Genomic DNA, 21378 nt, shown 5'->3' on the forward strand with positions numbered 1-21378 from the left:
GGGCAACCTAATAAGCCGAGTTCAGGCGACGTTCAAGCCGCGTCTGCAGGTGGGTGAAAAAGATAACGACCAGCCAGTAGATGATGGCGACGGCGATAAAGGCCTCGAAGAACTTGAAGCTGCTGGAGGCTTCCTTCTGGGCCGAGGCCATGATTTCGGCCACCCCCAGGGTAAAGGCCAGGGAGGTGCTCTTGATCATGTCGATGAAATAGTTCATCAGCGACGGGGTGGCGATGCGCGCCGCCTGGGGCAGTATGATGCGCTTCATCGCCTGCCAGCGGGTCATGCCGATGCTGAGCGAAGCTTCCATCTGGCTCTTGTGAATACCGAGAATGGAGGCGCGGATCGACTCCGCCATGTAGGCGGAAAAGTGCAGCGTCAGGCCGATCACCGCCGCACTGAACGCGTTCAGGCCGATAAACACCGGCATGATCTGCGGCAGGCCGTAATACAGCAGGAACAGCTGCACCAGCAGCGGGGTGCCGCGGAAGAAGGAGATGAACAGCTTGGCCAGGGCGTTGAGCCCGGGCAGCTCGAAGGTTCTGATCACCGCCAGTATCACGGCGATGATCAGCGCGAAGATAAAACCCAACAGCGCCATTTCCATGGTGGTGCCCAGGTAGCCGAGCAGGATGGGAAACAGCGCCAGGGTGTAGTCCAGATCAAACTGCATGGCGGTTATTTACTGGTGACGTCCGCACCCAGCCACTTCTCGGAGATCCGGGCCAGGGTGCCGTCGGCGCGCATCCCGGCCAGGGCCTCGTTGACCTGGTTCAGCAGGGCCTGTTGCTCGGCGTTCTTGACGAAGGGAAAGGCGTTTTCCAGGGTATCGAACGGCTGGCCGGCCAGTTGCAGCGGCAGCCCGGATTCCTTGATCAGCTGGGCGGAGCCGACCCTGTCCATCACGAAGGCGTCGATCCGGCCCAGGACCACGTCCTGTTCCAGGTTGGTTTCGTAGGTGATGATGTCGATTTCATTGTTTGTATCGCGGGCGCGCAGCAACTGCTCGAAGTTGGATCCCAGGTTGACCGCGACCTTCTTGCCCTTCAGATCGTCCAGACCGCGAATGCTGTCGTTGCCCTTGCGCACCACTATCTGGGCGCCGTCATACACGTAGGGTTCGGCAAAGTCGTATTTTGCCCGGCGCTCGTCGGTAATGGTGATCTGGTTGGAGATGGTGTCGATGCGGCCGGTTTCCAGCATGCCGAACAGCCCGGAGAAGTTGGCGGTGACAAACTCCACATCCCGGTCGATGCGTGTGCCGATCTCGTTCCATACATCGATTTCAAAGCCCTGCAGCTGATCCTGCTGCACGAAGGTGAACGGATAGTAGCGGCCGGACATGCCGACTTTGACCGGGTCGGCGGCCATGGCCGGGGCCATCAGGGTGGCGGATAGGGCCAGGGCGGCACCCAGGGTTTTAAGCTGCTTCAGCATGTGTGTTCTCCGAAAACTGAAAAGAGGGATGCTAAGTGATACGGGGGTTAAAAATAAACTACTAATTTTCTCTAATGATATAACCCGGATCGAACGAGATGGCGAGGAAAACCGGGATCTTGTGTGGTGGAGGTCCGGGAGAAAAGGGAGGGATCCAGGAGTGGAAGGCGCCGGCCGCGGCCGGCGCCCAGTACTGTTATTCGGTGAGGGCGAAGGTACCCTTGCATCACGCCGATATGGCCGGGAAAAGAACAGAAGAAGCCATACGCTTCGTCACTGCTCATGTTGGCGGTGCTGAAGGTGATGGTACTGCTTTCGCCAACGATTATCACTTGCAATATATGGTGTCCACATTGCCACGGGGACGAGCCGATCGAGGCCCGCTTTCGTTCATTTTTGCGGGCTGATCGGGGTGTGGGTAGCTTGTTTATAAATGCGAAGATCCTGTGCATGAGGTTGTGACGATCCACCAGAAGTCAAGGATCATATTTTCCCGGATCGACATGATCCGGCTAGAGATCCCGCCCCCGGGTAAGTAGAATATCTGCCCCTTGATTGATCCCTTATGTTCCAGGAGTGCAGATGAGCGCTATGCTTTGGCAGCAGTGTCTTAACCGGCTACAAGATGAATTGCCTTCGGCAGAATTCAGTATGTGGATCCGGCCGCTGCAGGCGGAGTTGGGCGACAATACCCTGACCCTGTTCGCCCCCAATCGCTTTGTGCTCGACTGGGTACGGGACAAATACCTGATCCGCATCAACGGCCTGCTGGGAGAATTCTGCGGCAGCAACTGCCCGCAGCTGAAGTTCGAGGTGGGCAACAAGAGGGCCCAGGTCAACCTGGTGGCCAACAACAAGCCCCAGGCCAGGGTGCAGGCAGCGCCCTCCTGGATCGAGCAGGCGGAAGACAAGCCGCAGATCAATCACAAGAGCAACATGAATCCCAACTATACCTTCGACAATTTCGTCGAGGGCAAGTCGAACCAGCTGGCTCGGGCCGCCGCCCGTCAGGTGGCGGACAATCCCGGCGGCGCCTACAACCCGCTGTTCCTCTACGGCGGCACCGGCCTGGGCAAGACCCACCTGCTGCACGCGGTGGGCAACGGCATCCGCGCCCGCAAGGCGGATGCCAAGGTGATCTACATGCATTCCGAGCGCTTCGTGCAGGACATGGTCAAGGCGCTGCAGAACAATGCCATCGAGGAGTTCAAGCGCTATTACCGCAGCGTGGACGCCCTGCTGATCGACGATATCCAGTTTTTCGCCAACAAGGAGCGTTCCCAAGAGGAGTTCTTCCATACCTTCAACGCCCTGCTCGAAGGCAACCAGCAGATCATCCTGACCTCGGACCGCTATCCCAAGGAGATCGATGGGGTGGAAGACCGGCTCAAGTCCCGCTTTGGCTGGGGACTGACGGTGGCGATAGAGCCGCCGGAGCTGGAAACCCGGGTGGCGATCCTGATGCGCAAGGCCGCCGAGAACAACATGCACCTGCCGGACGAAGTGGCCTTCTTTATCGCCAAGCGGCTGCGTTCCAACGTGCGCGAGCTGGAAGGGGCGCTGAACCGGGTGATCGCCAACGCCAACTTTACCGGCCGGGCCATCAACATCGACTTCGTGCGCGAGGCGTTGCGCGATCTGCTGGCGCTGCAGGAAAAGCTGGTGACCATCGACAACATCCAGAAGACGGTGGCCGAATACTACAAGATCAAGGTGGCGGATCTGCTGTCCAAGCGGCGCTCCCGCTCGGTGGCCCGGCCGCGCCAGCTGGCCATGGCCCTGGCCAAGGAACTGACCAATCACTCCCTGCCGGAAATCGGTGACGCCTTCGGGGGGCGGGATCACACCACCGTGCTGCACGCCTGCCGAAAAATCGGCCAGCTGCGGGAAGAGAGTCATGATATAAAGGAAGATTATTCTAATCTTATCCGCACCCTGTCTTCCTGAACCGGAGAAACCCCATGCAGTTTACCATCAGTCGCGAAGCGCTCCTGCGTCCCCTGCAATTGGTATCCAGTGCCCTGGGGGGCCGCCCCAACCTGCCGATCCTCAACAACATACTGCTGAGTGTCGGCGATAATGCCCTGTCGATGACCGGCACCGACACCGAAGTGGAAATGGTGGCGATAGTGGCGCTGAACGAACCGGTGACCGAGGGCAACACCACGGTACCGGCGCGCAAGATGCTGGACATCTGCCGGGGCCTGCCCGACGGCGCCGAGCTGACTTTTACCCTGGAAGGGGAACGGCTGCTGCTGCGTTCCGGCCGCAGCCGGTTCAACCTGTCGACCCTGCCGGCGACGGATTTTCCCAATATCGAAGACTGGAGCTCCGAGCTGGAGTTCGACATCAATCAGCTGGCCTTGAAGAAGCTGATCGAGTCCACCCAGTTTTCCATGGCCATCCAGGACGTACGCTATTACCTCAACGGCATGCTGTTCGAAACCGACGGCCAGTGGCTGCGCACCGTCGCTACCGACGGCCACCGCCTGGCCACCTGCCAGCGCCAGCTGCTGGAGCACGAGTTGCCGGCCCAGCAGGTGATAGTGCCGCGCAAGGGGGTGCTGGAGCTGTCCAAGCTGCTGGAGCACGAGGATCAGAACGTGCGGCTGCAGATCGGCAAAAGCAACCTGCGCGCCGTGACCAGCGGCTTTATCTTCACCTCCAAGCTGGTGGACGGCCGTTTTCCGGATTACCGCCGGGTGTTGCCCCGGGAGTGCGACAAGACCCTGATCTGCGGCCGGGAAGAGCTGAAGCAGGCCTTTTCCCGGGCGGCGATCCTGTCCAACGAAAAATTCCGCGGCGTCCGACTCAACATGCAGGATCAGACCCTCAAGATCACCGCCAACAACCCCGAGCAGGAAGAGGCGGAAGAAATGCTGGACGTGGAATACCAGGGCAGCGAGCTCGAGATCGGCTTCAACGTCTCCTACGTGCTCGATGTATTGGGTACCCTGAAGTCGGACCAGGTCAAAATCAGTCTCAAGGACGCCAGCAGCAGCGGCCTGATCGAGGCGGAAGACAACGGGGATGCCCTGTACGTGGTGATGCCGATGCGGCTCTAAGCATGTCGTTGCTCAACCTCCAACTGAAGGATTTTCGCAATATCCGCCATGGTCGCCTGGTGCCCGGGGCCGGCATCAATTTGCTGGTGGGGCCGAACGGCAGCGGCAAGACCAGCATCCTGGAAGCCATCCACTACCTGGGCTTCGGCCGTTCGTTCCGCACCCACCTTTCCGGCCGGGTGATCCAGCAGGGAGAGCAGGCCTTCACCCTGTTCGCCCGTCTGCGGCAGGAGCCGGACGGCCTGCCGGTGGGACTGAGTAAAACCCGGGGCGGCGACACCCGGCTCAAGATCGGCGGCCGGGCCGCCGAGCGGCTGGCCGATCTGGCCCATATACTGCCCATTCAGTTGATCCACCCGGAAGGGTATAATCTGCTGACCGGCGGCCCCAAGCTGCGGCGGGCCTATCTGGACTGGGGGCTGTTTTATTCCCAGCCTGCGTTTTTTCCGGTATGGGGCGCCTTTCGCCGGTTGCTCAAGCAACGCAATGCGCTGCTGCGCCAGGGCCGTCCCTATCGGGAACTGGAATACTGGGATCGGCTGCTGGTACAGAGTGGGGGGCAACTGAGTCTATTCAGGCAGCAATATGCGGATGCCATCGAGCCGGTGATCGCGGCGATGGCGGCAGATTTTCTGCCTGAGTACGACTTTTCCTTTGATTTCTTCCGCGGTTGGGATCGACAGCAGGAACTGTTCCAGGTGTTGGAGCAGGGCTTTGAACGGGATCTCGGTCTGGGTTATACCCAGGCCGGCCCGCACAAGGCGGAAATACGAATCAAGGCCAGGGGCATGCCGGTACAGGATCTGTTGTCCCGCGGACAGCTGAAGCTGCTGGTCTGCGCCATGCGCCTGGCCCAGGGACTCTACTTGAAACAGCAGTCGGCGCAGGACTGTATTTTTCTGATCGACGACTTTGCGTCCGAGCTGGATGAAGAAAAGCGGGGCCTGCTGGCCACCAGGCTGGATCAGCTGGGTGCCCAGGTATTCATTTCCGCCATCGATATTGCCCAGCTCGGCCACATGATAACACGGGATAACAGTAAGCTGTTTCACGTGAAACAGGGTGAAATCACCGAAACCCAGGAGTGCGAGTAAGCCAATGAGTGAACACACTTACGACTCTTCGAGTATTAAGGTATTAAAAGGTCTGGATGCGGTCCGGAAACGTCCGGGCATGTATATCGGCGACACAGATGATGGCACTGGCCTGCACCATATGGTGTTTGAGGTGGTGGATAACTCTATCGATGAGGCCCTTGCCGGTCACTGCAAGGATATCGTCGTCACCATTCACGCGGATGGCTCCGTCTCCGTTTCCGATGACGGCCGGGGGATTCCGGTCGATATCCATGAAGAAGAAGGCCGCTCGGCGGCCGAGGTGATCCTCACCGTGCTGCATGCGGGCGGCAAGTTCGACGACAATTCCTACAAGGTGTCCGGCGGCTTGCACGGGGTGGGGGTCTCGGTGGTCAATGCCCTGTCCGAAAAGCTGCAGCTGACCGTGTGGCGCAGCGGCAAGGTCCATGAGCAGACCTATGTGCATGGTGAGCCCCAGGCGCCGCTGGCGGCGGTGGGGGAAACCACCAAGTCGGGAACCCTGATCCGCTTCTGGCCCAGCCACGCCACCTTTACCGATACCGACTTCCATTACGACATTTTGGCCAAGCGGCTGCGGGAGCTGTCGTTCCTCAACTCCGGCGTGTCCATCCGGCTGTTGGACGAGCGCGACAACAAGGAAGCCCACTTTCAGTATGAAGGCGGTATCCAGGCGTTCGTGGAGTACCTCAACCGCAACAAGACGCCGATCCATCCCAAGGCATTCCATTTCGCCACCGAGCGGGACGACGGCATCGCGGTGGAGGTCTCCATGCAGTGGAACGACTCCTACCAGGAAAACATCTTCTGCTTTACCAACAACATCCCCCAGCGTGACGGTGGTACCCACCTGGCCGGTTTCCGTGCCGCCCTGACCCGTACCCTGAATACCTTTATGGACAAGGAAGGTTACAGCAAGAAGGCCAAGACCTCCGCTTCCGGTGACGATGCCCGGGAAGGCCTGACCGCAGTGATTTCGGTGAAGGTGCCGGACCCCAAGTTCTCCTCCCAGACCAAGGACAAACTGGTCTCGTCCGAGGTGAAAACGGCGGTGGAGCAGACCATGGCCGAGCGGCTGAGCGAGTTCCTGCTGGAAAATCCGAGCGACGCCAAGATAGTGGTCAACAAGATCATCGACGCGGCCCGGGCCCGGGAAGCGGCGCGCAAGGCGCGGGAAATGACCCGGCGCAAGGGCGCCCTGGACCTGGCCGGCCTGCCCGGCAAGCTGGCCGACTGCCAGGAGAAGGATCCGGCGCTGTCCGAACTCTACATCGTGGAAGGTGACTCGGCGGGCGGCTCTGCCAAGCAGGGGCGCAACCGCAAGTACCAGGCGATACTGCCGCTCAAGGGCAAGATCCTGAACGTGGAGAAGGCGCGCTTCGACAAGATGCTGTCTTCCCAGGAGGTCGCCACCCTGATCACCGCCCTGGGCTGCGGCATCGGCCGGGATGAATACAACCCGGACAAGATGCGCTACCACCACATCATCATCATGACCGATGCGGACGTGGACGGTGCCCACATCCGTACCCTGCTGCTGACCTTCTTCTACCGGCAGATGCCGGAAATCATCGAGCGCGGCTACGTCTATATCGCCCAGCCGCCCCTGTACAAGGTGAAGAAGGGCAAACAGGAGCAGTACCTGAAGGACGAGCCGGCCATGCTGCAATACCAGACCAGCCTGGCGTTGGATGGCGCCGCCGTTCACGTCAACGAGTCCGCCCCGGCCATCGCCGGCGAACAGCTGGAGAAGCTGGTCAACGACTACCGCAAGGTGCAGGAGCTGATCGTCCGCCTGTCACGCCGGGCGCCGGAAGTGGTGCTCAACGAGCTGATCTACCAGCCGGAGCTGAGCCTGGAAGCATTGACCGACGAGGCCCGGGTGAATGCCTGGGTGGCGGCCATCAATCTGTCGCTGGAGAACAACAACACCAACGGTACCCAGTACCTGCTGGATTACAGTTTCTTCGAAGAGCGCAACTGTTACCTGCCGAAGGTGAAGGTGCGCCAGCACGGCATCGAGCGGGAGTTTCCCATCAGCTACGACTTCTTCGCCTCCGGCGAATACCGCAGCATCGTCGCCCTGGGCAAGGGCATCGCCAACCTGATCGAGGAAGGCGGCTACGTGAAGCGCGGTGAAAAGACCAAACCGGTCGACAGCTTTGCCGAAGGACTGGAGTGGCTGATGAGCGAGAGCAAGCGGGGCCTCTATGTACAGCGCTACAAAGGGCTGGGTGAGATGAACCCGGATCAGCTGTGGGAAACCACCATGGATCCGGGTACCCGCCGCATGCTGCGGGTCACCATCGAGGACGCGGTGGCCGCCGATCAGCTGTTCTCCACCCTGATGGGAGACCACGTCGAACCGCGGCGCGAGTTTATCGAGACCAACGCGCTCAAGGTAGCCAACCTGGATATCTGATCCGGCAACCAACTGCGCGATCACGCCGCCCACCGGGCGGCGTTTTTATTGGTTATTAGTCAGAACCCGTTTACGTTCTTGGGGTGGCTTTCCTGTGCGGCATCACCCGCATTGCCGACAAAGGCTATCGCGAACCGGACAGGAGTGGTTTCTGACTAGACTGATAAGAGATGCGTCGGGTATGGGAAGAGGGTGAGATGGGTAACAGCAGCCGAAAATACTCCAGCCGGGTGGTGGACGGGCCCACCCGGGCGCCAGCCCGGGCCATGTTGCGGGCCACCGGTTTCACCGACGGCGACTTTCACAAGCCCCAGGTGGGCATCGCCTCCACCTGGAGCAACCTCACTCCATGCAACATGCACATCAACAACCTGGCGGAAGAAGCGGCGCGGGGCGCCGACAGTGCCGGCGGCAAGAGTGTCATCTTCAATACCATCACCATTTCCGACGGCATAGCCAACGGTACCGAGGGCATGAAGTATTCCCTGGTGTCCCGGGAGATCATTGCCGATTCCATCGAGGCGGTGGCCGGCTGCGAGGGCTTTGACGGCTTGGTGGCCATCGGCGGCTGCGACAAGAATATGCCCGGCTGCCTGATTGGCCTGGCCCGCCTCAATCGGCCGGCGGTGTTCGTTTACGGTGGTACCATAGCCCCGGGGGGCAACCATACTGACATTATCTCGGTGTTCGAGGCGGTGGGTTCACATGCCAAGGGCGATATGACGACCATAGAAGTGAAGCGCATCGAGGAAACCGCCATTCCCGGCCCGGGCTCCTGCGGCGGCATGTACACAGCCAACACCATGGCCTCGGCCATCGAGGTGATGGGCATGAGCCTGCCGGGCAGCTCGGCCCAGAACGCAGCATCGGACACCAAGCTGAAGGACTGCCGGCAGGCGGGCGAGGCGGTGCTGCGTCTGCTGAAACACAACATTCGGCCGTCCGACATCATGACCCGGCCCGCCTTTGAAAACGCCATTATCCTGGTGATCGCCCTGGGCGGTTCCACCAATGCCGTACTGCACCTGCTGGCCATGGCCCATGCCGTGGGCGTGGAGCTGAGCCTGGACGATTTCACCCGCCTCGGCAAACGGGTGCCGGTGCTGGCGGATCTGCGCCCCAGCGGCCATTACATGATGTCGGAACTGGTGGCTATTGGCGGCATACTGCCGCTGATGAAAACCCTGCTCGATGCCGGCCTGCTGCACGGTGACTGCCTCACCGTGACGGGCAAAACCCTGGCCGAGAACCTGGTCGGCGTTAATCCCTATCCGCCGGGGCAGGGCATCATTCGCCCGCTCGACAATCCCATCAAGCCCGACAGCCATTTGCGCATACTGTATGGCAACCTGGCACCGGGCGGTGCCGTGGCCAAGATCACCGGCAAGGAAGGGCTGAGCTTTACCGGCCCGGCCCGGGTGTTTGACTCGGAAGAGGAAACCCTGGCACGTATTCTCGACGGCTCCGTACAAAAAGGCGACGTGGTGGTGATCCGCTACGAAGGGCCAAAAGGCGGCCCCGGCATGCGGGAGATGCTGAGTCCGACCTCGGCCATCATGGGCCGTGGCCTGGGCAAGGGCGTTGCGCTGATCACCGACGGCCGCTTCTCCGGCGGCAGCCACGGCTTTGTGGTGGGGCACATCACACCCGAGGCGCGTCAGGGCGGCCCCCTGGCGATAGTGGAAGACGGCGACATCATCACCATCGACGCCGAGCATAACCGGCTGGAGCTGACCGACAGCATGATCGCCGAGCGCCTGGCCCGCTGGCAGCCGCCCGAGCCCCGTTATCGCCGGGGCGTGCTGGCCAAGTATGCCCGGGCCGTGGGCCCGGCATCCCACGGAGCGGTGACCGACGCCCATGAGGACGGCCACTGAGCGAGCAAAAAATTATCGATTGTGTGCTTGAAAGCGCAAAAAGCCATCCCTATATCTTTTAGTGAACAAGGCGGGTCGCTCGGATGAGGGCCCGCACCGCCCGTCCGAATGGAGGGCAAACCATCATCGCTCATTGGAGGATAGGATTATGTCACGCTTCGATTTCTCACCCCTGTACCGCTCCGCCATCGGTTTCGACCGTCTGGCATCCCTGATGGAAAACGCCGCCAGCGGCACCGGCAACAACGGCTACCCACCGTACAATATCGAACTGCTCAGCGAGAACCAGTACCGCATCTCCATGGCGGTGGCCGGCTTCGCCCGCCAGGATCTGGACATCACCAGCCATGAAAACACCCTGACGGTGAAAGGCCATAAGGAACAGGAACAGGAATCCAGGAATTATCTCTATCAGGGCATCGCCGAGCGCGGCTTCGAGCGGCGTTTCCAGCTGGCCGATCATATCAAGGTGGTCGGTGCCGATCTGGAAAACGGGCTGCTGCATATCGACCTGGTGCGCGAAGTGCCGGAAGCCGCCAAACCGAGGAGCATTGCTATCGGGCAGGCCGAATAAAAAACTCAGCACATCAACCTATTGCTTGAATGGAGGATAGGAACATGAGCCGTTTTGATTTTTCTCCCCTGTATCGCTCCGCCATCGGTTTCGACCGGATGATGGGGGATCTGGAAGCCTTGCTGCAGCACAAGGGGGTGGCGTATCCCCCTTACAATATCGAGAAGCAGGATAACGACCACTACCGCATCAGCCTGGCGGTGGCCGGCTTTAAAGAAAGCGAACTCAGCCTGAGCGTCGAACAGAATACGCTGCTGGTCAAAGGGGTTCGTGAGCAGCCGGCCGCTAGCAGCAGCTATCTGTACCAGGGGATCACCGAGCGGGACTTCGAGCTGAAATTCCGCCTGGCCGATCATGTACAGGTGACCGGCGCCCGGCTGGACAACGGCCTGCTGGTGATCGATCTGCTGCGGGAGGTACCGGACGAGCTGAAGCCCCGCCGCATCGACATCGGCCAGGGGCGGACCCTGGAGCACAAGAGCGAATAAGCGCGCCCCGATAAAACAACGCCGGCGTGATGCCGGCGTTGTTGTTCTAGGACATTGCTGTATTACGGCTGGTCGTAGAGTGCCAGTATCTCCTTCGCCAGTATCTCGATACCGGCTTTTACATCCGCTTCCGGCTGGGCGTAGTTGAGGCGGATGCACTCCTTGCTGTGCTGCCATTCGGTATCCGCGATGCCGGGGAAGAAGTAGTGGCCGGGCACCACCAGCAGGCCCTGCCGTTTCAGCCGCTGATACAGCTCCTGGCAGTGGATGGGCAGTTCCTCGAACCACAGCCACAGGAACAGCGCGCCTTCCGGCTTGTGGATATGGAACTGGGGCAGGGGAATGGCTTCCTGTAGCCAGCTCACCGCCTGTTGCGCCTTGGCCTGATAGAAGGGGCGGATAACCTGGTTGCTGAGCTCGATGACGTCGCCGCTTTCCATCATCGGCAGGGTCAGGGCCGGTCCCATGCTGCCCGGGGCCAGGTTGACGATACCGCTGATATTGGTGATGGCCTTGATGATGGTCGGGTTGGCGACGACAATGCCGCAACGTACACCCGGCAGACCCAGCTTGGACAGGCTCATGCACAGTATGGTGTTGTCGTTCCAGAACGGCTTGGCCTCGGTGAAGATGATATTGGGAAAAGGGGTACCGTAGGCGTTGTCGATCAGCAGGGGGATGCCTTTTTCCCGGGCAATCTCGTCCAGGTGTACGACTTCTTCGTCGGTGAGCACATTGCCGGTAGGGTTGGTGGGACGGGACACGCAGATCAGGCCGATGTCGTCGCCCACTTCCAGCTGCTCGAAGTCGACATGATATTTGAACAGGCCGTTCTCCAGCCGGCTGATGCTCGGCTTGCAGGCCACGAAGTGATCTTCGTCCAGGGCGCTGTCGCCGTAGCCGATGTATTCCGGGGCCAGCGGAAACAGCACCTTCTTCTTGCAGCCATCTGCAAACTCGCCGGCCAGCAGGTTGAACAAATAGAAGAAGGCGGTCTGACTGCCGTTGGTCAGCGCGATATGCTCGGGGCCCACCGGCCAGCCCAGCTCCCGGGACAACAGCCTGGCCAAGGCCTGGATAAAGGCATCCTTGCCCTGGGGACCGTCGTAGTTGGCAATGGCCTTCAGCAGATCCCCGGTTTTCAGCAACTGCTGGGCCTGACGGTCGAGATAGGCCAGCACCTCGGGAATGGCGGCCGGATTGCCGCCTCCCAGCATAATGGTGTTGGGCGCGGTCAGGCCCTGGTTGAGATCGTCCATCAACTGGGTGATACCGGCGTGGCGGGTAAATTTCTGGCCGAATGCTGAAAATTCCATGAATTGACTACCAAAGGGGATACTGTTGCCGAAAGGTGCACGTTATCCGATATTGCGCCGGCTGTCGACCAAGGGAAGCCCCGGGGCAGCCCAGGGATGCCCATGTTTCATGTGAAACATGGGCGGCATGCTCTTAATACGAGTAGGTCTGGGTCGGTTTGGCGTACTTGGAGGGCTGGGCCTCGTAACTGACCTTGAGCGCCAGCACGGTGCACTTCTCGTCGCTCTCCAGGAAGGGGGCCAATTCATTGAGCATGTGCTGTCGATCGTGGGAATCGTGCCAGCGCTCCCAGCTGCCGATATTCTCCCAGTTGGAGATGACATAGAAGTGGTTGGGGTGGTGAACATCGCGATAGGCATCGCCCTTGAGGAAGCCCGGCCTGTCGCTGATCTGCAGCAACAGGCTGCGCACCGTTTCCTGATAGACCTCTTCCAGCCCTTCCACGACGTGACGTTCGATAATGACTTTGATCATAGGCAGTATCCTTGCTGCTGAATGACATCACTTAATATGTAACACAGATCCTTGCCGGTTTTGGTAAGACCAGGGAATTTAAATAAAAAACCCCGCGGGATGCGGGGCTGAGGTGCTGTTACTGCAGCAGGGAGATATCCGCTATCTGCAGGAACAGGTTGCGCAGTTGATTGAGCAGGGCCAGGCGGTTGAGCTTGAGTGCCTCGTCGTCGGCCATCACCATCACCTGATCGAAGAAGGCGTCGACACCTTCACGCAGGGCCGCCAGCTCGCCGAGGGCCTGGTTGTAGTCGGCCTCGGCAAACAGCGGCGCCAGCCGGGCGGTCAGCTCGGCAAGCTGGGCCGCCAGCACCTTTTCCGCCTCGTCCTGCAGCAGGGCCGGGTTCACTTCGGCGGGGATGTCGCCGTCGAACTTGGCCAGGATGTTGCCCACCCGCTTGTTGGCGGCGGCCAGGGCGATGGCCGCATCCAGCTGGCGGAACCGGCTCACCGCCTTGACCCGGGCATCGAAGTCGGCGGGGCGGGTCGGCTTGCGCGCCAGCACCGCCTGGATGACGTCGACCGGATAGCCCAGATCCTGATACCAGGCGCGGAAGCGGCCCAGCATAAAGTCGAGGATTTCCTCGGCGGCGCCGGCATTGCTCAGCTTGTCGCCGTACAGGGCCCGGGCCTGCTCGATCAGTATCGGCAGATCCAGGTTGTAATCTTTCTCGACGATGATGCGCAGGGCACCCAGGGCGGCCCGGCGCAGGGCGAAGGGATCCTTGTCGCCCTTGGGCGCCTGGCCGATGCCGAAGATGCCGACCAGGGTGTCCAGCTTGTCGGCCAGGGCCAGGGCGGCGGAGATGTCCTGACTGGGCAGCTCGTCACCGGCGAAGCGGGGTTGGTACTGCTCCTTCAGGGCCAGGGCCACGGCCTCGTCCTCGCCGTCGTGGCGGGCATAGTGCATGCCCATCACCCCCTGGGTATCGGTGAACTCGAACACCATATTGGTGACCAGGTCACACTTGGACAGCAGACCGGCCCGCTCGGCCTGGGCCTGGTCGGCGCCGATGGCGGCGGAGATAAAGCCGGCCAGGGCGCTGATGCGTTCGGATTTTTCCCGCACCGTGCCCAACTGCTGCTGGAACAGCACATGCCCCAGCTGCTCCAGGCGGGAAATCAGCGGCGCCTTGCGGTCGGTATTGAAGAAGAATTCGGCGTCGGCCAGGCGCGGGCGTACCACCTTCTCGTTGCCGCTGACGATCTGGGCCGGATCCTTGGACTCGATGTTGGTGACGAAGATGAACTTCGGCAGCAGCCGGCCGTCGGCGTCGTACACCGGGAAGTACTTCTGGTCACCCTTCATGGTGTACACCAGGGCTTCCGCCGGCACCGCCAGGAACTTCTCCTCGAAGGAGGCGGTGAGTACCACCGGCCATTCCACCAGTGAGGTGACTTCTTCCAGCAGCTCGTCGTCCAGGTCGGCGGTGCCGCCCACGGCGGCGGCGGCCTGCTCGACCCCGGCCTTGATCATCGACTTGCGGCGTTCGAAGTCGGCCAGCACCTTGCCGCGCTCTTCGAGCTGTTGCAGGTAGTGATCGGCATGCTCCAGTTGAAATTCTTGCTCACCCATAAAGCGGTGGCCGCGCAGGGTTCGGCCCGCGTCGATGCCGAGAATGTTGGCCGGCAGCAGTTGTGCGCCCAGCAGCAGGGTCAGGGTGTGTACCGGGCGGATGAACTGGGTGGCCTTGTCGCCCCAGCGCATGGCCTTGGGGATGGGCAGCCGGGCCAGGGCCTGCTCGACCATGGCCGGCAGCAGCTCGGCGGCGGTCTTGCCCTTGATGTCGGCCAGGTGCACCAGCCACTCGCCCTTGTCGGTCTTCAGCCGGCCAGCCTGCTCGATGCCGATGCCGTTGCCCCGGGCCCAGCCCAGCGCTGCCTTGGTGGGCTTGCCGTCGGCGTCGAAGGCGGCCTGTACCGCCGGGCCGCGTTTTTCGATCTGCTTGTCGGCCTGGGCCGGGGCCAGCCCGGTCACCTGTACCGCCAGCCGGCGGGGAGCCGCATACCAGCACACCCCGGCGAAGGGCAACTCGGCGTTGTTCAGTTCTTGCTCGAGGTTGTCGGCGAAGGCCTGGCCCAGGCTGCGCAACGCCTTCGGCGGCAGTTCTTCGGTGCCCAGTTCAACCAGAAAATTCTGTTCAGCCATGCTTGTCCCTTATCCTTCTTTTTTACACATGGGGAAGCCGAGCGCCTCGCGGGAGGCGTAGTAGGCTTCGGCGACTGCCTTGGTCAGGGTGCGGATACGCAGTATGTAGCGCTGGCGTTCGGTCACCGAAATCGCCTTGCGCGCATCCAGCAGGTTGAAGGCGTGGCCCGCTTTCAGGATCCGCTCGTAGGCGGGCAGGGGCAGCGGTTTGTCCAGGGCCAGCAGGTGCTGGCATTCTTTCTCGCACTGCTCGAAGAAGCCGAACAGGAAGTCGACGTCGGCATGCTCGAAGTTGTAGGTGGACTGTTCCACTTCGTTCTGGTGGAAAATGTCGCCGTAGGTGGTCTTGCCCAAGGGGCCGTCGCACCACACCAGATCGTAGACCGAGTCGACACCCTGGATATACATGGCCAGGCGTTCCAGGCCATAGGTGATCTCGCCGGTGACCGGCTTGCACTCCAGGCCGCCCACCTGCTGGAAGTAGGTGAACTGGGTCACTTCCATGCCGTTGAGCCAGACTTCCCAGCCCAGGCCCCAGGCGCCGAGGGTGGGGTTTTCCCAGTTGTCTTCCACAAAGCGGATATCATGCACCTGCGGGTCCAGGCCCAATGCCTGCAGCGACCCTAGGTACAGTTCCTGAAGGTTGTCCGGCGAGGGCTTGATGATCACCTGGAACTGGTAATAGTGCTGCAGCCGGTTGGGGTTTTCACCATAGCGGCCGTCGGTGGGGCGGCGGGAAGGCTGCACATAGGCGGTAGCGATTGGCTCCGGTCCTATGGCCCGCAGGCAGGTCATGGGGTGGGAAGTCCCTGCACCCACTTCCATATCGAGCGGCTGTACTATAGTGCAGCCTTGCCGGGCCCAATAATCCTGCAATGTCAGGATCAGACCCTGAAAGGTATTGATATCGAATTTTTGCATGATGTTCGCGCCTTGATATAGGTGCATTCGCAGTGTGAAACTAGGCCAGAGAGTATACCTTCTGACCCGATGCGAATATAGGCTGAATTCAAGGAGAGACCATGCTGGTGCGCTGTGGCTGGGTCAACAATGACCCCAGATATATCGATTATCACGACCGGGAATGGGGCGTACCCGAATACGATGGCCGGGCGCTGTTTGAGAAGCTGTGCCTGGACGGCCAGCAGGCCGGCCTGAGCTGGTTCACCATCTTGTGCAAAATCCCCGCCTACCGGGCCGCCTTCGCCGGCTTCGAGCCTGCGGTGGTTGCCCGCTTTGGTGAGGACGATGTGGAGCGGCTGATGCAGGACAGGGGCATAGTGCGCAACCGGCTTAAGATCCATTCGGTCATCAAGAATGCCCGGGCCTATCTGGAGATGGAGCGGCAGGGTATCGATTTTGGCCCCTGGCTGTGGGACTTCGTCGGTAGTACGCCGGTGGTGAACCACTGGTCCAGCCTGGGCGCGGTGCCGGCCACCACCCCGGCCTCGGATGCGATGGCGAAGGCGCTGAAGAAGCGGGGGTTTTCCTTTGTCGGCAGCACCATCTGCTATGCCTTTATGCAGGCCACCGGCATGGTGAACGATCATCTGCTGAGCTGTCCTTGCCACCCGGACAACGTCAGTCGCTGACATGGCCGGCGAAAGGGGTGTTTGTCGAACCCGGGCGGCGGGGCTATATTGTTGGCTGTTTACGCCTTTTAACATGGATCCCGATAATATGAAAAAAATTTGCCTGGCTGTAGTGACCACCCTGGCCCTGTCCGCCTGTACCACCAACCCCTATACCGGTGAATCCCAGACTTCCAAGGCCGCCGTCGGCAGCGGCATCGGTGCCCTGGCCGGCGCCGTGATCGGGGGCATATCCTCGGGTGACAGCGACCGCGGCAAGGGAGTGCTGATCGGCGCCGCCAGCGGTGCCGCCCTGGGCGGCGGTGTGGGTTATTACATGGACGTGCAGGAAGCCAAGCTGCGGGATCAGATGCGCGGCACCGGCGTCAGCGTGTCCCGCAACGGTGACAACATCATCCTCAACATGCCGAGCTCCATCACCTTCGCGGTCGACAGTGCCGAGCTGTCCCCCAGCTTCTACAACACCTTGGGCGGGGTCGCCATGGTGCTGAAAGAGTATGAAAAAACCTGGGTCAACGTGGTGGGCCACACCGACAACACCGGCTCCGCCAGCCACAACCAGGGCCTGTCCGAGCGTCGTGCCGGGGCGGTGGGCCAGTTCCTGATCGGCCAGGGTGCCGCCGCCAACCGGTTCAATATCCGCGGCGTGGGCTTCAACCAGCCGGTGGCGAGCAACGACAGCGAACAGGGACGGGCGCAGAACCGCCGGGTAGAAATCACCCTGAGCCCCATGGCCTGAGCCGGCTCGCGGGCATCTTCCGTGTTACGGCATGCCTGCGAGAGACTGGAGTAGAGAGATGCCCGCGTCGCGGGCATTTTTTAGGTTCATCGCACTTTACCGGGGAACGCCGCCTTGATTTTCAGGAAGAAGTACTCGGTATCCCTGAACCCATAGGCCATGCGCTTGATGACTTTGATACGATTGTTCACGCCTTCCAGTTGACTGGTATGCATCGGGAAGCGTGAACTGGCCAGGATGCCCCGAAGGTAACGTTTGAGGTTTCTGGCAAAGCGTTGTAACGGGGCCAGACCGCTTTCACGGGCGAGACGCTGCCAGGCTCGCCAGCGTTTCCATCCCTCCCGGATACTGGGGGCATACCAGATGTCCTTCAGCGCATCTTTCAGTACATAAACGGTTGCCAGCGGCTGATTGGCATCAAGCAGTTCCTGCAGCCTGACCGCCTGCTCCTCTTTCAGATTGGCTTTATTACGCAGCAGTAACCAACGGCTCTGTTTGACTACCTTTCTGGCTGGCTTGTCGTGTTTCAATGCATTAGCCTGGTCGACCCGGATACGGTCGATAACGTCGCGCCCGAAGCGGGCAACCACATGGAACAGGTCATACACCACCTCGGCCTGCGGGCAGTGTTGCTTCACTTCGAGGTCGAAGGCCGTATTCATGTCCATGGCCACCGCCTCTATCTTCTTGCAGTGCTCACCCAGCAGCTCAAAGAAGGGCCGGATCGACAGGCGACGATTACCCATGCCCACCCAGAGCACCCGTGTCCGTTCAGCGTCCATGATGACAGTGGCGTAGCGGTGCCCCTTGTGCAACGCGAACTCATCCATGACCAGACGGCGCACATCACCTGGCTCAAAGGCACCGAACTGCTGCTGGAGACGCTGCTTATCAATCGTTTTAATCGTATGCCAGTGTAAGCCGGTCAGTCGGCTGACATGACTGATGGGCATCAGTGCCAGCAGGGCTTCGACCCAGGCCTGGAGCCGGTGAGTCATGCGAGAAGCGGTTGGCGGCCAGTCAATGGCTTCCGTCACGCAGCCACATCGCAAGCAATCGACCCGTCGAACAGGAAGGCGCAGCAAAATACGCTTGTCCAATAGGTCACGATCACGAACCTGACGTATCCGACGATCGTGTATCAGGGGGGCATCTTGATGGCAGCGGCCGCATCGGGGTAGCAGATTGGGCTTGGGTGTCAGCTCGATAGTGAGCGTATCAGGAGTGGACTCGAGGCAGGAGGTAACGTCATAGCCTCGCCAAAAAGAGTAAAAATCAATAATATCCATGGTGACAGCAGAGTGGCGGTGCGGGTTTGTTTGGCGACGACCAATGTACCGCTTCTCTGTCTGTCAATCTTCACTTCCCCACGACTCCGCGAAGAACCATTTTTTATGGCTGCAGCCAGGCCAGCAGCGACATCCATACCGGCAGTATCGCCATGGCCAGCAGGGTCTGGCCGGTGATGATGGCGGCCATCAACGGGGCGTTGCCGCCCATCTGCCGGGCCAGGATATAGGACGAGGTGGCGGTGGGCAGGGCGGTAAAGAGCACCACCACCCCCAGCTCAATTTCACCCAGCCCGGTCAGCCAGCCGAGCACCAGGGCCAGCAGCGGCAGGGCGCCGAACTTGATGGCGCAGGACTGCCAGAAGGCGGTGCCGGTGCCGCGCAGCGCCTTCAACTGCAGCGCCACCCCCACCGCGATCAGCCCCAGCGGCAGGGCCGCCTGGCCGGCCAGGCCCAGGGTGTCCCGGCTCCAGCCCGGCAGGCCGATACCGGTGACATTGAGCCCGATACCGACCACGCAGCCCAGCAGCAGGGGGTTTTTGGCCAGCGCCTTGATGGCGTTCCACAAGCCCGACTGACCGCTGCCGTCGGCACTCACGAACATCAGCACACAGAGGATATTGACCAGGGGCACCATCACCGCGATGGCCACGGCGGCGGCGGTCAGGCCCGCCTCGCCGTAGAGGGCGGCGGCCCCGGCCAGGCCCACGTAAGTATTGAAGCGCAGCGCGCCCTGAAAGACCGAACTGAAGGCGGGCATGTCCAGCCCAAGCCTGTTCCTGGCCAGCCACAACACCGCGGCCAGCGCCACTAGCAGGCCGGCCAGCAGGCCGACCATGCCGGTAAAGGCGACCTGGGTGAAGTCGGCGGTGGCCAGGGTGCTGATCAGCATGGCGGGAAACAGCAGGAAGTAGATGAAGCGCTCCGCCCCGTACCAGAACTGTTCGTCGGGAAAACGCAGCCGCCGGAGCACGGTACCGGTGAGGATCAGCAGAAACAGGGGGCCAAGGGCGTGGCTGACGGCCAGCATAGGGAGTCCTTACCAAGAAAGGGAATGGTTCGAGGACCCTAGCTTATCAGCTTGTGATGGGCGGCCCTATCCGCCCTTCGGCGAGTCAGGCGCCTTTCTGGATCAGGAACTGATAGGGCAGCTGTTCTATCTGGCTGGACAGCAGCAGATGGTCCATAAAGCGGCAGAAGCTGGGGATGTCCCGGGTGGTGGAGGGATCGTCGGCGGTGATCAGCAGGGTCTCACCGGCGGCCATGTTGCGTACCTGCTTGCGCACCATCATCACCGGCTCGGGACAGCGCAGGCCGGTGGCATCCAGACGGTGCTGGGCATCGGAAAAGGAAAAATTCATGGTTCTACTACCTGGTCGTTAACCCCGCCTATATTACCCTTGCTGAATAAATGGTCAACCGTGACCGCGATCAAAAAAGGGCAGGGGAGGCTCCTGCCCAAAATCGACCATAGCAGTTTCTTGTTTCCCCTAAACCCGTTCGAATACGGTGGCGATGCCCTGGCCGAGGCCGATGCACATGGTGGCCACGCCCAGGGTGGCGCCCCGGTTCTCCATCAGGTTGATCAGGGTGGTGGAGATACGGGCGCCGGAGCAACCCAGCGGGTGGCCCAGGGCGATAGCGCCGCCGTTGAGGTTTACCTTGTCGTCCATCACTTCCAGCAGGCCGAGATCTTTCAGCACCGGCAGCGACTGGGCGGCGAAGGCCTCGTTCAGCTCGAACAAGTCGATGTCCTGCACCGACAGACCGGCCCGCTTGAGCGCCTTGTGTACCGCCGGCACCGGGCCGTAGCCCATGATGGAGGGATCGCAGCCGGCCACGGCCATGGCCTTGATACGGGCGCGGGGCTTCAGCCCCAGGGCCGCGGCCTTGTCGGCAGACATCACCAGCATGGCGGCGGCGCCGTCGGACAGGGCGGAAGAGGTGCCGGCGGTGACGGTGCCATTGGCCGGATCGAACGCCGGGCGAAGCTGAGCCAAGGATTCCAGGGTGGTTTCCGGACGGATCACCTCGTCGGTCTCGAACAGGGTCAGGCTGCCGTCGGCGGCATGGCCATTGGTGGCCAGGATCTCGTTGGCGAAGCGCCCTTCCACCGTGGCCTGATGGGCCCGCTGGTGGGAACGCACCGCGAAGGCGTCCTGCTGCTCCCGGCTGATGCCGTGCAGCCGGCCCAGCAGTTCGGCGGTCAGGCCCATCATGCCGGCGGCCTTGGCCACGTTCAGGGCCAGGCCGGGATGGAAGTCCACCCCGTAGTTCATGGGCACATGGCCCATATGCTCGACCCCACCGATGATGAAGACATCACCGTCACCCACCATGATGGCGCGGGCGGCGTCGTGCAGCGCCTGCATGGAGGAGCCGCACAGCCGGTTGACGGTGACGGCGGCCACTTCCTTGGGCAGGCCGGCCAGCAGGGCGGCGTTGCGGGCCACGTTGAAGCCCTGTTCCAGGGTCTGCTGCACGCAGCCCCAGTAAATGTCCTCGACATCGGTGGCGGCCAGCGCCGGGTTGCGGGCCAGTAGGCCCTGCATCAGGTGGGCGGACAGGTCCTCGGCCCTGACGTTGCGGAATGCGCCGCCCTTGGAGCGCCCCATGGGGGTGCGAATACAATCGACAATGACCACGTCTTTCATGTTGTCGTCTCCTTCCGCCAAATCAGTAAAAGGTTTTGCCGTCGGCGGCCAGCTGGCGCAGTCCGGGGCTCACTTGATAGAGGGGGCCCAGGTGGGCGAATTTGTCGGCCAGGGCCACGTAGTTGGCCAGGCCCAGGGTATCCAGGTAGCGGAACACGCCGCCGCGGA

At 61.3% G+C, this 21378-nt stretch carries 19 protein-coding genes; 9 read left to right on the forward strand and 10 right to left on the reverse strand.

Annotated features, from left to right (window positions below; all coding sequences use genetic code 11):
* Nucleotides 1–7: 7 nt before the first annotated feature.
* Nucleotides 8–673 carry an amino acid ABC transporter permease gene (locus C7H85_RS18645; RefSeq protein ID WP_106731216.1) on the reverse strand — a complete coding sequence of 222 codons (666 nt, stop codon included), beginning with the start codon at nt 671–673 and terminating at the stop codon, nt 8–10.
* Nucleotides 674–678: 5 nt separating this feature from the next.
* Complete coding sequence (locus tag C7H85_RS18650; RefSeq protein WP_106731217.1) at nt 679–1437, reverse strand: amino acid ABC transporter substrate-binding protein; 759 nt, start codon at nt 1435–1437, stop codon at nt 679–681.
* A gap of 582 nt (nt 1438–2019) precedes the next feature.
* Between C7H85_RS18650 and dnaA the strand changes: the two genes are divergently transcribed.
* The 7 genes from dnaA (at nt 2020) to C7H85_RS18690 (ending at nt 10957) form a co-directional block, all read left to right on the forward strand.
* The gene (gene dnaA, locus C7H85_RS18660; RefSeq protein ID WP_106731218.1) at nt 2020–3384 is read left to right on the forward strand and encodes a chromosomal replication initiator protein DnaA; all 1365 of its coding nucleotides are present in this window, start codon (nt 2020–2022) and stop codon (nt 3382–3384) included.
* A gap of 14 nt (nt 3385–3398) precedes the next feature.
* Nucleotides 3399–4502, forward strand: coding sequence for a DNA polymerase III subunit beta (gene dnaN / locus C7H85_RS18665; protein ID WP_106731219.1), 1104 nt, complete (start codon nt 3399–3401; stop codon nt 4500–4502).
* Nucleotides 4503–4504: 2 nt separating this feature from the next.
* Nucleotides 4505–5596: a DNA replication/repair protein RecF gene (gene recF / locus C7H85_RS18670; RefSeq protein WP_106731220.1), complete on the forward strand. Its 1092-nt coding sequence runs from the start codon at nt 4505–4507 to the stop codon at nt 5594–5596.
* 4 nt (nt 5597–5600) lie between these two features.
* Nucleotides 5601–8018: a DNA topoisomerase (ATP-hydrolyzing) subunit B gene (gene gyrB / locus C7H85_RS18675; RefSeq protein WP_106731221.1), complete on the forward strand. Its 2418-nt coding sequence runs from the start codon at nt 5601–5603 to the stop codon at nt 8016–8018.
* A 197-nt stretch (nt 8019–8215) separates the two neighbouring features.
* Complete coding sequence (gene ilvD, locus C7H85_RS18680; protein WP_106731237.1) at nt 8216–9895, forward strand: dihydroxy-acid dehydratase; 1680 nt, start codon at nt 8216–8218, stop codon at nt 9893–9895.
* A gap of 148 nt (nt 9896–10043) precedes the next feature.
* Complete coding sequence (locus C7H85_RS18685; protein WP_106731222.1) at nt 10044–10469, forward strand: Hsp20 family protein; 426 nt, start codon at nt 10044–10046, stop codon at nt 10467–10469.
* Between the two features lie 44 nt (nt 10470–10513).
* On the forward strand, nt 10514–10957 hold the full coding sequence (locus C7H85_RS18690) for an Hsp20 family protein (RefSeq protein WP_106731223.1): 444 nt from the start codon (nt 10514–10516) through the stop codon (nt 10955–10957).
* A gap of 62 nt (nt 10958–11019) precedes the next feature.
* Here the strand turns inward: C7H85_RS18690 and C7H85_RS18695 are convergent, their stop codons facing one another.
* The 4 genes from C7H85_RS18695 to glyQ all read right to left on the reverse strand — a co-directional run bounded on the left by C7H85_RS18695 (nt 11020) and on the right by glyQ (nt 15857).
* Nucleotides 11020–12273, reverse strand: coding sequence for a valine--pyruvate transaminase (locus C7H85_RS18695; RefSeq protein ID WP_106731224.1), 1254 nt, complete (start codon nt 12271–12273; stop codon nt 11020–11022).
* Nucleotides 12274–12406: 133 nt separating this feature from the next.
* On the reverse strand, nt 12407–12748 hold the full coding sequence (locus C7H85_RS18700; protein ID WP_106731225.1) for an antibiotic biosynthesis monooxygenase family protein: 342 nt from the start codon (nt 12746–12748) through the stop codon (nt 12407–12409).
* Between the two features lie 118 nt (nt 12749–12866).
* Nucleotides 12867–14936 carry a glycine--tRNA ligase subunit beta gene (gene glyS / locus C7H85_RS18705; RefSeq protein WP_106731226.1) on the reverse strand — a complete coding sequence of 690 codons (2070 nt, stop codon included), beginning with the start codon at nt 14934–14936 and terminating at the stop codon, nt 12867–12869.
* 9 nt (nt 14937–14945) lie between these two features.
* The gene (glyQ, locus tag C7H85_RS18710) at nt 14946–15857 is read right to left on the reverse strand and encodes a glycine--tRNA ligase subunit alpha (RefSeq protein ID WP_106731227.1); all 912 of its coding nucleotides are present in this window, start codon (nt 15855–15857) and stop codon (nt 14946–14948) included.
* Nucleotides 15858–15958: 101 nt separating this feature from the next.
* On the opposite strand from glyQ, the gene C7H85_RS18715 reads away from it, so the two are divergent.
* On the forward strand, nt 15959–16528 hold the full coding sequence (locus tag C7H85_RS18715; RefSeq protein ID WP_106731228.1) for a DNA-3-methyladenine glycosylase I: 570 nt from the start codon (nt 15959–15961) through the stop codon (nt 16526–16528).
* Nucleotides 16529–16616: 88 nt separating this feature from the next.
* Nucleotides 16617–17267 (forward strand): OmpA family lipoprotein, encoded by a 651-nt coding sequence (locus tag C7H85_RS18720; RefSeq protein WP_106731229.1) that lies wholly within the window; start codon nt 16617–16619, stop codon nt 17265–17267.
* 86 nt (nt 17268–17353) lie between these two features.
* Here the strand turns inward: C7H85_RS18720 and C7H85_RS18725 are convergent, their stop codons facing one another.
* The 4 genes from C7H85_RS18725 to fadA all read right to left on the reverse strand — a co-directional run bounded on the left by C7H85_RS18725 (nt 17354) and on the right by fadA (nt 21210).
* Nucleotides 17354–18556: an ISL3 family transposase gene (locus C7H85_RS18725; protein ID WP_106731230.1), complete on the reverse strand. Its 1203-nt coding sequence runs from the start codon at nt 18554–18556 to the stop codon at nt 17354–17356.
* 103 nt (nt 18557–18659) lie between these two features.
* Nucleotides 18660–19586 (reverse strand): AEC family transporter, encoded by a 927-nt coding sequence (locus C7H85_RS18730; protein WP_106731231.1) that lies wholly within the window; start codon nt 19584–19586, stop codon nt 18660–18662.
* 85 nt (nt 19587–19671) lie between these two features.
* Complete coding sequence (tusA, locus tag C7H85_RS18735; protein ID WP_106731232.1) at nt 19672–19917, reverse strand: sulfurtransferase TusA; 246 nt, start codon at nt 19915–19917, stop codon at nt 19672–19674.
* A gap of 129 nt (nt 19918–20046) precedes the next feature.
* Nucleotides 20047–21210, reverse strand: a complete 1164-nt coding sequence (gene fadA, locus C7H85_RS18740) for an acetyl-CoA C-acyltransferase FadA (RefSeq protein WP_106731233.1) — start codon at nt 21208–21210, stop codon at nt 20047–20049.
* Between the last annotated feature and the right edge of the window lie 168 nt (nt 21211–21378).

Origin of the sequence: Zobellella endophytica, assembly GCF_003012775.1 — a bacterium.
GTDB classification, from domain to species: Bacteria; Pseudomonadota; Gammaproteobacteria; order Enterobacterales; family Aeromonadaceae; genus Oceanimonas; species Oceanimonas endophytica.

Bases quoted from the DNA above. Each gene is read 5' to 3' on its own strand.
- C7H85_RS18715 (WP_106731228.1), top strand. From the start codon at position 15,959: ATGCTGGTGCGCTGTGGCTGGGTCAACAATGACCCCAGATATATCGAT.
- C7H85_RS18685 (WP_106731222.1), top strand. From the start codon at position 10,044: ATGTCACGCTTCGATTTCTCACCCCTGTACCGCTCCGCCATCGGTTTC.
- C7H85_RS18700 (WP_106731225.1), bottom strand. From the start codon at position 12,748: ATGATCAAAGTCATTATCGAACGTCACGTCGTGGAAGGGCTGGAAGAG.
- ilvD (WP_106731237.1), top strand. From the start codon at position 8,216: ATGGGTAACAGCAGCCGAAAATACTCCAGCCGGGTGGTGGACGGGCCC.
- gyrB (WP_106731221.1), top strand. From the start codon at position 5,601: ATGAGTGAACACACTTACGACTCTTCGAGTATTAAGGTATTAAAAGGT.
- C7H85_RS18690 (WP_106731223.1), top strand. From the start codon at position 10,514: ATGAGCCGTTTTGATTTTTCTCCCCTGTATCGCTCCGCCATCGGTTTC.
- C7H85_RS18645 (WP_106731216.1), bottom strand. From the start codon at position 673: ATGCAGTTTGATCTGGACTACACCCTGGCGCTGTTTCCCATCCTGCTC.
- C7H85_RS18725 (WP_106731230.1), bottom strand. From the start codon at position 18,556: ATGGATATTATTGATTTTTACTCTTTTTGGCGAGGCTATGACGTTACC.
- tusA (WP_106731232.1), bottom strand. From the start codon at position 19,917: ATGAATTTTTCCTTTTCCGATGCCCAGCACCGTCTGGATGCCACCGGC.
- C7H85_RS18695 (WP_106731224.1), bottom strand. From the start codon at position 12,273: ATGGAATTTTCAGCATTCGGCCAGAAATTTACCCGCCACGCCGGTATC.
- fadA (WP_106731233.1), bottom strand. From the start codon at position 21,210: ATGAAAGACGTGGTCATTGTCGATTGTATTCGCACCCCCATGGGGCGC.
- C7H85_RS18650 (WP_106731217.1), bottom strand. From the start codon at position 1,437: ATGCTGAAGCAGCTTAAAACCCTGGGTGCCGCCCTGGCCCTATCCGCC.
- recF (WP_106731220.1), top strand. From the start codon at position 4,505: ATGTCGTTGCTCAACCTCCAACTGAAGGATTTTCGCAATATCCGCCAT.
- C7H85_RS18720 (WP_106731229.1), top strand. From the start codon at position 16,617: ATGAAAAAAATTTGCCTGGCTGTAGTGACCACCCTGGCCCTGTCCGCC.
- C7H85_RS18730 (WP_106731231.1), bottom strand. From the start codon at position 19,586: ATGCTGGCCGTCAGCCACGCCCTTGGCCCCCTGTTTCTGCTGATCCTC.
- dnaA (WP_106731218.1), top strand. From the start codon at position 2,020: ATGAGCGCTATGCTTTGGCAGCAGTGTCTTAACCGGCTACAAGATGAA.
- dnaN (WP_106731219.1), top strand. From the start codon at position 3,399: ATGCAGTTTACCATCAGTCGCGAAGCGCTCCTGCGTCCCCTGCAATTG.
- glyQ (WP_106731227.1), bottom strand. From the start codon at position 15,857: ATGCAAAAATTCGATATCAATACCTTTCAGGGTCTGATCCTGACATTG.
- glyS (WP_106731226.1), bottom strand. From the start codon at position 14,936: ATGGCTGAACAGAATTTTCTGGTTGAACTGGGCACCGAAGAACTGCCG.